General features: G+C 66.7%; 1 protein-coding gene. It reads left to right on the forward strand.

Annotated elements, in window-relative coordinates:
* The coding region (locus SB724_RS21390; RefSeq protein ID WP_410573035.1) for a hypothetical protein at positions 1-246 on the forward strand (246 nt) is incomplete at both ends.

The following is a 246-nucleotide window of genomic DNA, read 5'->3' on the forward strand; positions in this document are numbered from 1 at the left end:
GTCGCAGCGCAGACGCAAGAACTGATTCAACAGGCTGCACGAAACATGGGGTTTTCCAGCATGCCGCTGCCGCAGCAGCACGCGTCGATCCAGTCGGATCAGGCGGCCGCCGCGACGCCGGGCGTCGGCACCGATCCGGCAACGGCAGCAGCCGTCGCGGCGCGCCAGAAGATGTACACGGCCAGCGTCGAGGCGTACAAAACCGACCCGTGGAATGCGGCGCTCGATCGCGGCGTGATTCAGCAG

Source organism: Bacillus sp. SIMBA_031 (genome assembly GCF_046535225.1).
Lineage (GTDB): Bacteria > Bacillota > Bacilli > Bacillales > Bacillaceae > Bacillus > Bacillus velezensis.